A 14,966-nucleotide genomic window follows, 5' to 3' on the forward strand; every position below is an offset into this window, starting at 1 on the left:
TAAATGGGGTACGTCCCCATTTAATTTTCAAATGTTTCAGGTTTGTACAAGCTTTACACAATGGCATAAAAATTGCGTACGATTTGATCCCTGCAAGCTGTCTTAGGTAAAAACGATAACCCTGGAGAGACTATGGAACGACGTGCATTCCTCAACATGAGCGGCGGTGCGATGGCTGCCATGATGATGCCTTTTGGCCGCGCCATTGCGGCCGACGAGCTGGTAAAGCCCGTGGAAGTGAAGTTCAAGAAAACGCTGGCTGATACCGCGCTGACCGCGGCCACCCAGGCCGGCGCCAGCTACTGCGACGTGCGCATCGGCCGCTACCTGAACCAGTTCATCACCACCCGTGACCTGAACATCGAAAACGTCACCAATACCGAATCCGCAGGCGTGGGCGTGCGCGTGATTGCCAACGGCGCCTACGGCTTTGCCGCCACCAGCGACATGTCGCCGGACGGCGTGGCCGGCGCGGCGCGCCAGGCGGTCGCCATCGCCAAGGCCAATGCCAAGCTGCAGGCAGCCGGTGTGCAGCTGGCGCCGACGCCGGGCGTGGGCGAAGTTTCGTGGGCGACCCCGATCAAGAAAGACTGGCGCACCGTGCCGATCAAGGAGAAGGCCGACCTGCTGATCACCGCCAACAAGGGCGCACTGGAAGCCGGCGCTTCCTTCATCCAGTCCTTGCTGTTCCAGGTCAACCAGCAGAAGTACTTCGCTTCCACCGACGGTTCCTATATCGACCAGGACCTGCATCGCCTGTGGGTGCCGTTCTTCGCCACCGCCGTTGACAAGTCGACCGGCAAGTTCCGCAGCCGTTCCGACCTGGGCACTCCGGTCGGCATGGGCTATGAATACCTGGACGGCCGCAAGGAGGACAAGATCAAGGCAGCGGGCGGCGTCGCTACGCTGTACAACCGTACCTACGACCTGGTCGAGGATGCGAAGGCCGCCGGCCGCCAGGCCAAGGAAAAGCTGACCGCCAAGTCGGTGGAGCCGGGCAAGTACGACCTGGTGCTGTCGCCGGAACACATGTGGCTGACCATCCACGAATCCGTCGGCCACCCGACTGAACTGGACCGCGTGCTGGGCTACGAGGCCAACTTCGCCGGTACTTCCTTCGCGACCCTGGACAAGCAGCAGTCGAAGAAATTCAAGTACGGCTCGGACCTGGTCAACATCGAGGCCGACAAGACCATCCAGGGGTCGCTGGGTGCGGTCGGCTACGACGACGAAGGCGTCAAGTGCAAGAAGTGGGACATCATCAAGGACGGCATCCTGGTCAATTACCAGGCTACGCGCGACCAGGCGGCGGTGATCGGCGAAAAAGAGTCGCACGGCTGCTCCTACGCGGACTCCTGGAGCAATGTGCAGTTCCAGCGCATGCCTAACGTTTCGCTCAAGGCTGGCAAGAAGAGGCTGACCCCGGACGAACTGGTGAAAGACGTGAAGAAGGGCATCTACATCGTGGGCGCCGGTTCCTTCTCGATCGACCAGCAGCGCTACAACTTCCAGTTCGGCGGCCAGATGTTCTATGAGATCAAGGACGGCAAGATCGGCCAGATGCTGGAGGACGTGGCTTACCAGTCGAATACCCAGGAGTTCTGGAACGCTTGCACTGCCATGTGCGATGAGCGCGACTGGCGCATGGGCGGTTCCTTCTTCGACGGCAAAGGCCAGCCGATGCAGGTGAGCGCGGTGTCGCACGGTTCGTCGACCTCGCGCTTCAACGGCATCAATGTGATCAACACCGCCCGCAAGATCGGCTAAGGCGAAAGGACTACGAATGAAGATCCTGAATCAGGAAGAGACCAAGCGCATCGCCGACAAGGTCATGTCGCTGAGCAAAGCCGACGAATGCATCGTTACCATCAACGGCAGCCGCACCGGCAATATCCGCTACGCGCGCAACGCCGTGTCGACTGCCGGCCTGGTGGAAAATACCCAATTGTCCGTGGCGGTCGCCTTCGGCAAGAAGCAGGGCACGGCAGTCATCAACGAGTTCGACGACAAGTCACTGGTGAAAGCCGTGCAGCGCGCGGAAGAACTGGCGAAACTGGCGCCGGAGAATCCGGAGTTCATGCCGACGCCGGACAAGCAGGCGTTCAAGGGCTCCGACACCTTCAGCAAGTCTACCGACGCGATCAATCCCGAGTACCGCGCGCAAGTGGCTGCCTACAGCATCGAGGCCTGCAAGAAGAAGGGCCTGGTCGCTGCCGGCTTCTTTACCGACCAGTCCTCGTTCGAGACCGTCGCCAACTCGCGCGGCGTGTTCGGCCACCAGTCGCAGACCGGCATCGACTTCACCTGCACCGTGCGTACTGAAGACGGCCGCGGTTCGGGCTGGGTGCGCCGCGATGCGCAGGACGTCCATCGCTTCGATCCGCGCGCAGCGGCCGAAGTGGCGATGGAAAAGGCGATCCGTTCGGCTGAAGCCAAGGCGCTGGAGCCTGGCCGCTATACGGTGATCCTGGAACCTGCCGCCACTTCCGACCTGCTGGCATTCATGTTCAACAGCTTCGACGCGCGTTCGGCCGACGAGGGCCGCAGCTTCCTGGCCAAGAAGGGCGGCGGCAACCGCATGGGCGAAAAACTGTTCGACGAGCAGGTGAACGTGTGGGCTGACCCGTGGGATAAGGATATTCCTGTGCTGCCATGGGATAACCAGACCTTGCTGGCGCGCGAGCGCATGGACATCATCAAGAACGGCAAGATCGCTTCGATGAACTACTCGCCGTTTTGGGGCAAGAAGCAGGGCCAGCGCGCCATCGGCCAGCCGGGCAATATCATCATGGCCGGCGGTTCCAAGTCGACCGAGGAGCTGATTGCCTCGACCAAGAAGGGCATCCTGGTGACCCGCACCTGGTATATCCGCATGGTCGATCCGCAAACCGTGCTGCTGACCGGCCTGACCCGCGATGGCACCTTCTACATCGAGAACGGCAAGATCAAGCACCCGGTGAAGAACTTCCGGTTCAATGAAAGCCCGGTAACGATGTTGAACAACATCGAAGAACTGGGCCGTCCGGAAGTGCTGGCTGGCGACGAGTCGCAGTTCCAACTGCTGATTCCAGCGATGAAGGTGCGGGACTTCAACTTCACCTCACTGTCCGACGCTGTTTAAAGCCGGTAGATCAGCCGGTACACGCCGCGTAGGCGGGTCAGGCACTTGTGCCTGACCCGGGTTTGCCGGTTTAAAGTTTTTGGAGCAACACACTTGGAACGTAGATCCTTCCTGAAAGTCGCCGCTGCCGCCGGCGGCACCATGCTGGTCCCCGTCTTCGGCAACGCCATCGCCGCCGAGGACCTGATGAATCCGATGGCCCGCAAGTTCAAGAAAGAACTCGCCGACGCCGCGCTGAACGCCGCCACCAAGGCGGGCGCCAGCTACTGCGACGTGCGCATTGGCCGCTACCTGAACCAGTTCATCACCACCCGCGACACGCGCGTTGAAAACATCGTCAACACCGAATCGACCGGTGTCGGCGTGCGCGTGATCGCCAACGGCGCGTACGGCTTCGCCGCCACCAATGCGCTGACTGTCGACGCCGTCGCCGACGCCGCGCGACAGGCAGTGGCCATTGCGCGCGCCAACGCGCGCCTGCAGGCCTCGCCGGTGCAACTGGCGCCGGTCAAAGGCGTGGGCGAAGTCGCATGGCAGACGCCTTTCAAGAAGGATTGGCGCGAAGTGCCGATCAAGGAAAAGGCCGACATGCTGCTGGCCGCGAACAAGGCTGGCCTGGATGCCGGCGCTTCCTTCATGACCGCCAACCTGTTCCAGGTCAATCAGCAGAAATACTTTGCCTCGACCGACGGTTCCTACATCGACCAGGACGTACACCGCCTGTGGGCGCCGTTCACGGCGACTGCAGTGGACAAGGCAACCGGCAAGTTCCGCACCCGCGACGGCCTGTCTTCGCCGGCCGGCATGGGTTATGAATTCTTCGACGCCAGGCCGGAGCACAAGGTGCGCGCGGCAGGCGGCGTGACGCAGCTGTACAACGGCGGCTACGACATCATCGAAGACGCCAAAGCCGCCGGCAAGCAGGCGCGCGAAAAGCTGTCGGCCAAGTCGGTCGAGCCAGGCAAGTACGACCTGGTGCTGAGCCCTGAACACCTGTTCCTGACCATTCACGAGAACGTCGGTCACGCAACGGAACTGGACCGCGTGCTGGGATATGAAGCCAACTACGCCGGCACTTCCTTTGCCACGCTGGACAAGTGGAAGGGCAGGAACTTCAAATACGGTTCCGACATCGTCAACATCGTGGCCGACAAGACCACCCCCGGTTCGCTGGGCTGTGTGGGCTACGACGATGAAGGCGTGCCTTCAAAGAAATGGGACCTGATCCGCAACGGCATCCTGGTGAATTACCAGGCCACGCGCGACCAGGCGCATATCATCGGCGAGAAGGAGTCTCACGGTTGCTCGTACGCGGATTCCTGGAGCAGCGTGCAGTTCCAGCGCATGCCTAACGTCTCGCTCGAAGCAGGCAAGAAGCCTTTGTCGGTGGACGAGATGGTCAAGGATGTGAAGAAGGGCATCTACATCCTGGGCCGCGGCTCCTACTCGATCGACCAGCAGCGCTACAACTTCCAGTTCGGCGGCCAGTTGTTCTACGAGATCAAGGACGGCAAGGTTGGCCAGATGCTGAACGACGTGGCATACCAGTCGAACACGCAGGAGTTCTGGAATTCCTGTTCGGCCACTTGTGACCAGCGCGACTGGCGTATGGGCGGCTCGTTCTTTGATGGCAAGGGCCAGCCAAGCCAGGTCAGCGCCGTTTCGCATGGTTCTTCGACCACGCGCTTCAATGGCATCAACGTGATCAACACTGCCCGCAAGATTGACTAAGGACGCGATAGATGAAACTCCTGAGCAAAGACGAAGCAAAAAGCATCTGCGACAAAGTGATGGCCATGTCCAAGGCCGACGAGTGCCGCGTCAACCTGAGCGGCAGCCGCAAGGGCAATGTGCGTTACGCCAACAACAGCGTCTCCACTGCCGGTCAGATTGAAGACACGACCCTGGTGGTCAGCGTCGCTTTCGGCAAGAAGCAAGGCTCGGCCACCTGCAACCAGTTCGATGCCAAGTCGCTGGAAGCCGCCGTGCGCCGCGCCGAGGAAATCGCGCGCCTGGCGCCGGAGAATCCGGAATTCATGCCGGCCGTGGCCAAGCAGGAGTTCAAGGCGACCAACACCTTCAACCGCAACGCCGAGGCATTCAATCCGGATTATCGCGCCGACGTGGCCTTTGCCAGTATCGCCGCAGCGAAGAAGGCCGGCCTGCAGGCAGCCGGCTTCTTCAACGACAGCGTCGGTTTCGACTGCATCGCCAACTCCAACGGCGTGTTCGGCTTCCAGGAACTGGGCGGGCTGAATTTCACTGTGACGACGCGCACTGAAGACGGCCGTGGGTCCGGCTGGGTCAATCGCGCCGCCTACGATCCCAAGGCTTTCGATCCGCGCGCAGCCTCCGAGATCGCCATCGAGAAGGCGCTGCGTTCGGTGGACGCAAGAGCGCTGGAGCCAGGGCGCTACACCGTGGTGATGGAGCCCGCCGCCACCAACGACCTGCTGAACTTCATGTTCAGCGCCTTCGATGCGCGTTCGGCCGATGAAGGACGCAGCTTCCTGTCCAAGAAAGGCGGAGCCAATCGCCTGGGCGACAAGCTGTTCGACGAGCAGGTGAATGTCTGGACCGATCCGTGGGATGCCAATGCGCCGGTGCTGCCTTGGGACCAGGGCTCAATGCAGGCACGCGCGCGCCGCGACCTGATCAAGGGAGGTGTCATCACTTCGTTGGACTACAACCGCTACTGGGCGCAAAAGCAGAAGAAAGAAGCTACGCCGCCAGCGGGCAACATCATCATGGCTGGCGGATCGAAGTCGACCGAGGAACTGATTGCTTCGACCAAGAAGGGCATCCTGGTGACCCGCACCTGGTATATCCGCATGGTGGACCCGCAACCGGTGGCGCTGACCGGCCTGACCCGCGACGGCACTTTCTACATCGAGAACGGCAAGATCAAGCACCCAATCAAGAACTTCCGCTTCAACGACAGCCCGGTCTCGATGCTGAACAACATCGATGAACTGGGGCGTCCGGTGCTGATCGGCGATACCGATGCGCGCAAGCTGATGATCCCGGCCATGAAGGTGCGGGACTTCAACTTCACGTCGCTGTCCGACGCGGTCTGAGGAATGCCCGCCTACGATTTCTACTTCACGCGCCTGACTTACGAGTCGGGCGACTGGGATGTCGATATCCGCATGCCGAGCAATGTGCTCAACTCCCTGGTCGAATACACGACCCTGAAAGTTGATCCCGTTGAACGCATCGTCGCGCTGTCCGATCCGAAGATGCTGGAGGCGCCGTTCTGCTACCTGGCGGGCCATAAGCTGGTGCAGTTCACGCCCGCCGAGCGCAAGAACTTCGAGCGCTATGTGCGTGGCGGCGGCTTTGTTTTCGTGGACGACTGCAATCACGACATCGACGGCTTGTTTGCGAAATCGTTCGAGGCGGAAGTGGCAAAGATCTTCGGCCCCAAGGCGTTGCACAAGATCCCCAACAACCATCCGCTGTATTCGGCCTTCTTCAAGTTCGACGGCCCGCCGAATACCGGGATGGAGCTGAATGGCTGGGGCGACGACCTGGTGCACGACTACCTGAAGGCCGTGGTATTCGGCGGCCGCATCAGGCTTTTATATAGCAACAAGGACTATGGCTGCGAGTGGGATTACGACTTCCGCAACAAGCGCTGGCTGGCAATCGACAACACGCGCTTCGCAGTCAACATCATTCAATACGCGTTGGGAGCATGACCGTGGCTGAGAGCGGCTGGAGCGAGAACGAGATCGGCGTACTGCACGCCAAGGTGAAGGCACTGAAGGCGAGCATGGGCCGCGTCATCATCGGTCAGGAAGAAGTGATCGATTCGCTGGTCATCTGCCTGCTGGCCGGCGGCCATGCGCTGGTGGAAGGCGTGCCGGGCCTGGGCAAGACCCTGCTGGTGAAGTCGCTGGCGCAAGCCACCGACATGGAATTCCGCCGCGTGCAATTCACGCCGGACCTGATGCCGTCCGATATCGTCGGTACCGAGATCCTGGAAGAGGACCATGCGACGCGCAAGCGCGAGTTCCGTTTCCAGCAAGGGCCGGTGTTCACGCAAGTGCTGCTGGCGGACGAAATCAACCGCGCGCCGCCGAAGACCCAGTCGGCGTTGCTGGAAGCGATGCAGGAACGCTCGGTGACCTTTGCCGGCCAGACGCACAAGCTGCCGCGTCCATTCTTCGTGCTGGCGACGCAGAATCCGATCGAGCAGGCGGGCACCTATCCGCTGCCTGAAGCGCAGCTGGACCGCTTCCTGCTGCATATCGATGTCGGTTACCCTACGGAAGACGAGGAAATCGCAATGGTGTCGGCCACCACGCACGCCGGCTTGAAAGATGCCGAGCCGGCGATGGACGTGGAAACCTTGCTGCGCCTTCAGGCCCTGGTGCGCGATATCGAAATCGGCGAGCATCTGCTGCGTTATGCAACGCGCCTGGTGCGCGCCACGCGTCCGCGTGAAACGAACGTCGAAGCGGTGAAGAAGCACGTTGGCTGGGGCGCAGGGCCGCGCGCAGGCCAGGCCCTGGTACTGGCCTCCAAGGCGCGTGCATTGATGCAGGGCCGCCTGGCGGTCACCCGCGAGGACATCGGCCACATGCTGCTGCCGGTTCTGGCGCACCGTGTCCTGCGCAATTTCGAAGCGGAAGCTGACGGCATTGCGATTGCCGACATCCTGGCCGCACTGCGCGACGCAATCAAGCCCGAATAAGCAATGCTGGAAACACCCGCGCTGCTGGCGCATTCCGCCGACCTTGAGCTGGTGATCCGCCATGTGCTGGCGGGTCTCGGCCATGGCATTCATGCGGGCCGCGAACGCGGCGCCGGTGTGGAGTTCTCCGAATACCGTGCGTACGCGCCCGGTGACGAATGGCGGCGCGTCGACTGGAAGCTGCTGGCCCGCGCCGATCGCTATTACGTGCGCGAAGCGGAGCGCGACAGCCACGTCGCGACCTGGCTGGTACTGGATGCAACAGCCTCGATGGCAGAGCCAAGCCGCCGCGTCGATGGCTTGAGCAAACACTGGTATGCCCGCACGGCGCTGGCATGCGTGGCGGCGATTGCACAGCGGCAGGGCGACGCTTTCGGGCTGCTGGTGCTTTCCAATGCCAAGGTCGAATTCACGCAAGCTTCGCGCGGTCCGCGCCATCTGCAGCGCGTGCTGGCGGCCCTGCAGCGCGTCACGCCGTCCGGAGAGCTGCCGGATGCTGAAACCCTGCGCGCAAGCCTGCACTTCGCGCGTTCGCAAAGCATGGTGTTCGCTGCAACGGATGCTTTGGACTGGCCGTCGCCGCTTAGCGAAGCGCTGTTGCGCCTGCGCCATATGCGGCACGACGTGCGTCTGCTGGCCTTGCGCACCGAAGCCGAAGTGGAAGCGGATTTCCCTACCGGCCACGCCTATCGCGATCCGGAGGAGGGCGCTTGCCTGCATAGCTTTACCCGCGCCGACCGCGACAATTACCGCAAGGCGCTTGATTCCCACTTCGGTGCCGTGCGCGCCGCATGTCGCCAGCATGACGTGCCGTTATGCGAAGCGCAGATTGAACAATCTTTGGGCGAAGTCCTGCGGGCGTGGTTGAGGAATCCGGAGGCGCGCAGGCCATGACCAGCATGCAGCCTTTGTGGTGGTTTGCCTTGCCGGTGCTTTTGCTGCCGGTGTGGTGGCATATGCGCAAGCGCGAGCGTACGCGCACCGACATTCTCGCCACTGCGCGCTTCGTGCCTGCAGCAGCGCCGCAACAGCAGCGCGTTCTGCGCTGGTCGGACGTTTTGCTCCTGCTGGTGCGGATGGCATTGCTGGTTGTGCTGATCGCCTGGCTGGCAGTGCTTGTCATGCCGTGGAAGGGCGACACGGTGTTCATCGACCCGTCGCTCGAATCCTCGCCGTGGGCTGCGCAGCAGGTGCAGACGGCAGGCATGGGCGCCGCTGCCCGCGAGCCGCTGCCCGGCGACCTGTGGAACTGGCTGGCCCGTAACGAACACGAATGGCGTCCCGATGCACGCTTCCTCATCCTCGCCTCGCGTGCCGCCATGCCCGCGCTGCCCCCGCGCCTGGCCCACGCAGCAGAGCTTCGCCTCGCTCCTTCCGCCACGGCCGCCCAGCCGCCAGTCTCTGTTGCCGCGATGCCTGCGACGCCCCGCAAGCGCCACATCGTCGTGTCCGCGCCAGCCGAGCGCCTGCCTCGCTGGCAAGCGTTGTTTGCAGCCTTCAGCACCGCCGCCGACGGCGTCAATCTCTACGTCCTCTCCGACTCGCCGACAACAGGCACTGAGCTGATAGTCTGGGACCATCCAGGCAACGAACCGCCAAGCTCCTGGAAGGCCCCCCTCTGGTGGCGCACCGCCGCCGCTAACGGACAAACGCAAACCCCGCAGGGCCTCGCCTGGACCGCCACGCACTGGCCATTGCAGGACGTCGATGCAGCCCGCGCACTTTACGAGCGCTGGCAAGCAGCAACTGCGCAGATGGCGACTTACCCGATGCCCGCGCAGACCATGAAGGCCGGGCGCAAGAACCCTCTGTCCGCAGCGCTGGCCCGTTCACCCGAATGGTTGGCGCTTGCCTTGCTGGCGCTGTTCGCAATTGAAAGAATTCTCACCCATGCCCGCCGCCGCTGACCACCTGGCCAGCGTGCGTCAACGCATGCTGCAAGCCCTGATCCGCCGCCGCATCGCGAGTTGGCTTGTGCCACTGCTGCCGGCGGCGTCATTGGCTGCAGCGATAGTCGCTGGAGCGTTCGGCACCGCCAAGACGCTTACGCTTACCGCTCCCCTGGTGTTGGCTGCCGCGGTGATGCTCTGGGCCGCAATCGACCTTGCATTCTGGCGCAGGCGAGTGGAAGAACAATTGCCGTCGTGGTTGAACGACGCGGTTCCCGAACTTGAAGACAGTAGTGCAATGCTGGCTGCTGCCCCGAACACGCCGCTGGGCGGCCTGCAACGCAATCGCCTGCTTGCCCGTATCGAGCAAGCACTCGACGATGAACGCTTACGCGGCATCGCAAACCAGAAAGCCCGCTTCAACGCGATTCCGCTGGCACTGGCAGCGGTGGCGGCCGCCGCTGCATGGGCCTATGCAGCAGCGCACGGCCCCCAGTACGCGTCGCCCGCAGGCCCCGGTCCGGCAGCGCAGGCTGCCATCGCCGCAGCCGGTATAAGCTTGCACGCCGAGCCTCCGCCGTACACTCGCGTGAAGCCAAGTGAAGGCGCTCCGCGCGACCTGCAAATCCCCCAGCACAGCAAAGTGCGCTGGTGCGCGGTCAATGCCGATGCCACCATCGAGCTTGGCGACGGCCAGAATTTGCAGGCGGCGGCGGGCCGCTGCGCTGAATGGATCGCAAGCGATTCCATCTTCTGGCGCAGCCGCCATAACGCGAGCCAGCGCTACACAATCCGCGTCACGCCTGACCAGGCCCCGCAAGTCGCCATTGCCGCGCCGAACGAATCGGTCAGCGTCCTGAAGCCCGGCGCCCAAAGCGCACAGCTCAACGTCAGCGTCGGCGACGACTACGCGATCGTCAAAGCAACCCTGCATATGACCCTCGCGCGCGGAAGCGGCGAAAACATCCGCTTTACCGACAAGGAAGCCCCGCTTCCGGCTTCGTCCGATCCGCGCAAGCGCAGCTGGAACAAGCAATGGATGCTGAAAGAGCTCGGCATGGAGCCCGGTGACGAACTGTATTTCTTCGTGCGCGCCAGCGACAACGCTCCGGTCCCGCATGTTTCGCAATCGCCAACCTACACGTTGCGCATGCCTGGCCAGCAAGGCGAAGCACTCGAATCGACTGCCCTGCCATCGATGGTGAAACCGGAAAACCTGCGCAGCCAGCGCCAGATCATCATCGACACCGAACAACTGGTGGCCGACTCGCCGCGCCTGGACGCCGCAGAACTGCGCGCCCGCAGCGAGAAGATCGCCGGCGACCAGTCCAAGCTGCGCCTGCGCTATGGCCAATTCCTTGGCGAGGAGTCTTCCCTGTTCGGCGGCGAAGAACACGGCGATGGCGATGGCCATGAACACGGTGGCGCCGGCACCCAGGGCCCGGGCGGTTTCGGCACCGGCAATATCTCCGCCCAGTTCGGCCACGCCCATGACCAGGAAGGCAACGCCACCATTTTCGATCCGGCCACCAAGGAGGTCCTGCGCCGCGCATTGCGGGCGATGTGGGACGCTGAGAAGCAGCTTCGCGCCATTGCCCCCAAACCTGCCTTGCCGCCGGAGTATAAAGCGCTTGGCGCCATCAAGGAATTGCAGCAGGCGGAACGCGTCTACCTTCACCGTACAGCCTTCGTGCCGCCTGCCATCAAGGAAGAAAAGCGCATGACCGGTGAGATAAATGGCGCGGCCAGCTACCGCCGTGCGCAAGGCACGGCCAACGAATTCGTGCCGGCCGACGTGCGCGAACTGGTGCTGGCGTTGGATGGAGACGGTGCGCTGCCTTCACTGTGGAGCAAGGCAGCGCGCGAAGCGGTTGCCCGGATCAAGGATGAAGACCAGCGCCTGTCGGCGCAAGCCGCAGTGCAGGATGTGGCCGATGGTTGCCAGCCATGCCGTGCCAAGCTGCGTGCCTGGTTGCGCGCGACCGTGCAGCAGCCGGCAGTGCTGTTGCAGGCACGCCCGCAAGCGCAGACAAGATTTGGCCAGGCCTTGCAAGGGAAGGGCGCGCCGTGAACGTGGATCTCAACTTCCTGTACGGTGGTGCGGTTTTAGCCGGCACGGCAAGCGCCTTGCTGTATTCGCGCAAGAAGCGCTGGGTAGACGCTGCCTTGGCCCTGGCGGCCGGCGCCTCGTTGGCGATCCTGCTTGCCGCCCCTGCTGCTCCTGCTGGCGGTGCACAGCCAATAGTCCTGGCGACGGCAGGTGGCTCGCCTGCGGCACCGGACGACCGGTTGGCGGCAGCGCTGGCACAATTTCCGTCGGCGCTTCGCGATACTCCTGTGGAGGTGCAAGGCCAGGGCCTGCACGAAGCGCAATGGCGTGACATGCCCATACGCCCTATCCAGTGGAAGCCGGCACAGAACGGCCTGCTTTGGCTGGACTTTCCGCGCTCCCTGCCGCTCGGCCGCAATTTCGCGCTGACCGTGCGGCGCGACGCTCCGCAGGCCGGCTGGCGCTTGCAGCTGCTGGCTGAAAACGGCCAGGTGCTGGCCGAATCGCGCGCCGCGGCCGCGGCCGATACCTTGACCGTGCAATGGCAACCGCCACTGGCTGAATCGATGGTGTTGCAGGCGCGCCTGCTCGACAAGGATGGAAAGACCGCTGCGCAAGGCCCTGTTCCGCTGCGGGTTCTGGACGCCGTTCCTCTGCAGGTGCAGGGCCGCTTTGGCGCTCCGTCCTTTGACGCGCGCGTGCTGAACCAGCTGTTGACGGACTCGAACGCCATCGTCGACTGGCAAACTACGCTTGGCAAATCGCTGGCACGCAACGAGGAAGCACGCGCACCGCTGACGCACCCCAACATACTGGTAGCCGATGCCGCCTGGCTTGAGCGCGGCGGACTGCGGGGCGCGCTGGCGCAGGTTGCCCAAGGCTTGCCGCTGCTGGTACTTGGCGGCAATGCAGACGATGCCGCGTTGTGGCAGCGTGGGACAGGATTGAAGCTGTCGGCGCAGTCGGCCACCACGGAGCAGGAAGATGCGCGCCGCCTTGCATTCGCCGGCGCCACCCTGGACTTCGCCCCCGGCGCACAAGTGCCGACGGCTGGCGGCGCGTGGCAGCCTGTCGCGCGCGACAAGGATGGCAAGCCCTGGCTGTGGCAGCGAGACTGGCAGAAAGGCCGCATCCTGTGGCTGGGCGTTCGCGACTGGCACCGGCACGCCATCAGCGAACCGGCGGCTCTGGGCCAGTGGTGGCAGCAAGTGATCGACTTTGCCGCGTTGGGCAGCGAGCAGAAATTGCGCTGGCTTGATGCCGATCCAATGCCGCTGCCAGGCTTGCGCACTGAAATTTGCGCGCAGGGCGTGGCAACGGGGGGCGCTGTCACGGTGGGACAGGAGGCCCTGCACTGGCAGGCCCGCAGTGAGCGTGCGGATTCGGCGTGCGCTGCACTGTGGCCGCGCGCTGCTGGCTGGCTTCCGCTACGGAGCGGCCAGGCGGAAAGCGCCGTCTACGTGTACGCTGCGCAAGACTGGCCGGCATGGCAGGCGGCGCTGCGGCATGACGCGACTGCCCGTTACGCCAGCCGCAGTGCACAGCCGGTTGCCGGACTGGGTGCGGTCGATCCGGCCCCGCTGCGTACCGGCGAACCGCCACCGTGGGCTATTGCCGTGCCGCGCTGGATGCCTGGCCTTGCGTTTGTCCTCTGCATGTTGCTCCTGTGGTGGCGTGAACGCCGCTGAAGCGCAAGCTGTGCTAATGTCATCGCATGAAAGCGATCGACGAATTCCGTGCCAAGCCGCGCCTGCGGCTACGCGACAAGGATGCGAAATCGGACAGCAAGCCCGATCGGGAAATGCTGGACAAGATGTTGGACGACATCTCCGACCTGCAGGAGATGCTGTACGCCGAGCGCAAACGCAAGCTGTTGATCGTGTTGCAGGGCACGGATACCTCCGGCAAGGACGGCACCGTGCGCCATCTGTTCAGCAAAATCAATCCCATGGGCTTGCGCGCCGTGGGTTTCCGCGCGCCGACCGAGATCGAAGCCGCACACGACTTCCTGTGGCGCATCCACCGCGAAGTGCCTAAGGCCGGCGAGATCGCGGTCTTCAACCGCAGCCATTACGAGGACGTGCTGATCACGCGCGTCCTCGGCAAGATCACGCCACACGAATGCAAGCGCCGCTATGCCCAGATTCGCGATTTCGAACGCATGCTGGCAGAAAGCGGCACCACCATCGTCAAGCTGTTCCTGCACATTTCAAAGGATGAGCAGAAAGAACGCCTGCAGGAGCGGGTGGACGATCCGCACAAGCACTGGAAGTTCGACCCTGAAGACTTGAAGCAGCGCGAACTCTGGAAAAACTACCAGAAAGCCTACGAGGATGCGATTACGGAGACCGACGCCGGCCATGCGCCATGGTACGTGGTCCCCGCGGATTCGAAACGTTATCGCAACGAAGTGGTCGCGCGCCTGCTGCTGGAAACCCTGCGCGGCATGCGGCTCGACTGGCCTCCGCCGGACAAGCGGCTGTTGAAACTCAAGGTTCGCTAGCCCACTCGCGCACATAAGCCGGTGCCGCGACCTTGCACTCCGGATCGGTGACCGGCGCGGTGCGCAGTTGCACGAACGGCAGTTCGCCCACCCAGGCAGCGATGCCCATGTCTTCCTCGTCGTCATTCGGCCCGCCGCTGCGCACCTTGCACGCCGCTTCCGCCAGCGGGATCCGCAGCACCGTGGTGGCAGCATGTTCCTTGTCGTTGCCGCCGCGGACCTCGAGGCGGCGGCCCGGCGCCAGGTGATCCATGAAGGCATCCAGCGTGCGGCGCTGCTCCGTCTCGTCGACCGCTTCGAAGCGGCCGTAGATCATTACCGAGCGATAGTTCATCGTATGGTTGAAGGCCGAACGCGCCAGCACCAGGCCGTCCAGGTGGGTGATGGTGACGCAGGCATCCTGCGCCATCAGTTGCTTCAGCATGCGGCTGCCGTTGGAGCCATGGATGTACAGGTGGTCGCCTTCGCGCCAGCAGGCGGTCGGAATGCAGTGCGCGCCCTGCCCGTCGCTGAAGGCGATATGGCAGATATAGGCGGCATCGACAATGGCGCGCACCAGGTCGGGATCATAGGCGGCGTTGGCGGCGCCACGTCGCACGCGGGTGCGGTCGGATGGGGGAGGTGTTGTATTCATGGCATCGGACTATAATGTCCCGCTGGCCCCTGCAACAGGTCCAGGGGTATGCAAAACCATGGAGCCACGA

Annotated in this window: 12 protein-coding genes; 11 read left to right on the forward strand and 1 reads right to left on the reverse strand. The window is 63.2% G+C overall.

Going from position 1 to position 14,966, the window contains the following annotated elements; translation table 11 throughout:
• Positions 1-132 precede the first annotated feature (132 nt).
• The 11 genes from ACN9MZ_RS03785 (at position 133) to ACN9MZ_RS03835 (ending at position 14,262) form a co-directional block, all read left to right on the forward strand.
• Positions 133-1,767: a TldD/PmbA family protein gene (locus tag ACN9MZ_RS03785; protein ID WP_426340969.1), complete on the forward strand. Its 1,635-nt coding sequence runs from the start codon at positions 133-135 to the stop codon at positions 1,765-1,767.
• A 16-nt stretch (positions 1,768-1,783) separates the two neighbouring features.
• Positions 1,784-3,121 (forward strand): TldD/PmbA family protein, encoded by a 1,338-nt coding sequence (locus tag ACN9MZ_RS03790; RefSeq protein ID WP_426340970.1) that lies wholly within the window; start codon positions 1,784-1,786, stop codon positions 3,119-3,121.
• A gap of 93 nt (positions 3,122-3,214) precedes the next feature.
• The gene (locus ACN9MZ_RS03795) at positions 3,215-4,852 is read left to right on the forward strand and encodes a TldD/PmbA family protein (RefSeq protein ID WP_426340971.1); all 1,638 of its coding nucleotides are present in this window, start codon (positions 3,215-3,217) and stop codon (positions 4,850-4,852) included.
• Between the two features lie 11 nt (positions 4,853-4,863).
• A complete protein-coding gene (locus ACN9MZ_RS03800; protein WP_426340972.1) occupies positions 4,864-6,198 on the forward strand; it encodes a TldD/PmbA family protein in 1,335 nt (444 codons plus the stop codon).
• Positions 6,199-6,201: 3 nt separating this feature from the next.
• Positions 6,202-6,822 carry a DUF4159 domain-containing protein gene (locus ACN9MZ_RS03805; protein ID WP_426340973.1) on the forward strand — a complete coding sequence of 207 codons (621 nt, stop codon included), beginning with the start codon at positions 6,202-6,204 and terminating at the stop codon, positions 6,820-6,822.
• Complete coding sequence (locus tag ACN9MZ_RS03810; protein ID WP_426340974.1) at positions 6,819-7,820, forward strand: AAA family ATPase; 1,002 nt, start codon at positions 6,819-6,821, stop codon at positions 7,818-7,820. Before ACN9MZ_RS03805 ends, ACN9MZ_RS03810 begins: the two co-directional genes overlap by 4 nt.
• Positions 7,821-7,823: 3 nt before the next feature.
• Positions 7,824-8,714 carry a DUF58 domain-containing protein gene (locus tag ACN9MZ_RS03815; RefSeq protein ID WP_426340975.1) on the forward strand — a complete coding sequence of 297 codons (891 nt, stop codon included), beginning with the start codon at positions 7,824-7,826 and terminating at the stop codon, positions 8,712-8,714.
• Positions 8,711-9,727 carry a BatA domain-containing protein gene (locus ACN9MZ_RS03820; protein ID WP_426340976.1) on the forward strand — a complete coding sequence of 339 codons (1,017 nt, stop codon included), beginning with the start codon at positions 8,711-8,713 and terminating at the stop codon, positions 9,725-9,727. Before ACN9MZ_RS03815 ends, ACN9MZ_RS03820 begins: the two co-directional genes overlap by 4 nt.
• Entirely contained in the window at positions 9,711-11,780 is a 2,070-nt protein-coding gene (locus tag ACN9MZ_RS03825) for a hypothetical protein (protein ID WP_426340977.1), read from the forward strand. The genes ACN9MZ_RS03820 and ACN9MZ_RS03825 overlap by 17 nt, the downstream gene beginning before the upstream one ends.
• Positions 11,777-13,447, forward strand: coding sequence for a hypothetical protein (locus tag ACN9MZ_RS03830; RefSeq protein ID WP_426340978.1), 1,671 nt, complete (start codon positions 11,777-11,779; stop codon positions 13,445-13,447). The genes ACN9MZ_RS03825 and ACN9MZ_RS03830 overlap by 4 nt, the downstream gene beginning before the upstream one ends.
• A 26-nt stretch (positions 13,448-13,473) precedes the next feature.
• Entirely contained in the window at positions 13,474-14,262 is a 789-nt protein-coding gene (locus ACN9MZ_RS03835; RefSeq protein WP_426340979.1) for a PPK2 family polyphosphate kinase, read from the forward strand.
• Here the strand turns inward: ACN9MZ_RS03835 and ACN9MZ_RS03840 are convergent.
• Complete coding sequence (locus ACN9MZ_RS03840) at positions 14,249-14,896, reverse strand: pyridoxamine 5'-phosphate oxidase family protein (protein ID WP_426340980.1); 648 nt, start codon at positions 14,894-14,896, stop codon at positions 14,249-14,251. The two genes, ACN9MZ_RS03835 and ACN9MZ_RS03840, sit on opposite strands and share 14 nt — an antisense overlap.
• Between the last annotated feature and the right edge of the window lie 70 nt (positions 14,897-14,966).

It is taken from the genome of Pseudoduganella sp. S-14 (assembly GCF_049913285.1).
Lineage (GTDB): Bacteria > Pseudomonadota > Gammaproteobacteria > Burkholderiales > Burkholderiaceae_D > Rugamonas.

Coding starts and splice junctions, on each gene's coding strand:
- ACN9MZ_RS03815 (WP_426340975.1), top strand. CDS start 7,824: ATGCTGGAAACACCCGCGCTGCTGGCGCATTCCGCCGACCTTGAGCTG.
- ACN9MZ_RS03820 (WP_426340976.1), top strand. CDS start 8,711: ATGACCAGCATGCAGCCTTTGTGGTGGTTTGCCTTGCCGGTGCTTTTG.
- ACN9MZ_RS03835 (WP_426340979.1), top strand. CDS start 13,474: ATGAAAGCGATCGACGAATTCCGTGCCAAGCCGCGCCTGCGGCTACGC.
- ACN9MZ_RS03785 (WP_426340969.1), top strand. CDS start 133: ATGGAACGACGTGCATTCCTCAACATGAGCGGCGGTGCGATGGCTGCC.
- ACN9MZ_RS03825 (WP_426340977.1), top strand. CDS start 9,711: ATGCCCGCCGCCGCTGACCACCTGGCCAGCGTGCGTCAACGCATGCTG.
- ACN9MZ_RS03790 (WP_426340970.1), top strand. CDS start 1,784: ATGAAGATCCTGAATCAGGAAGAGACCAAGCGCATCGCCGACAAGGTC.
- ACN9MZ_RS03800 (WP_426340972.1), top strand. CDS start 4,864: ATGAAACTCCTGAGCAAAGACGAAGCAAAAAGCATCTGCGACAAAGTG.
- ACN9MZ_RS03810 (WP_426340974.1), top strand. CDS start 6,819: ATGACCGTGGCTGAGAGCGGCTGGAGCGAGAACGAGATCGGCGTACTG.
- ACN9MZ_RS03840 (WP_426340980.1), bottom strand. CDS start 14,896: ATGAATACAACACCTCCCCCATCCGACCGCACCCGCGTGCGACGTGGC.
- ACN9MZ_RS03805 (WP_426340973.1), top strand. CDS start 6,202: ATGCCCGCCTACGATTTCTACTTCACGCGCCTGACTTACGAGTCGGGC.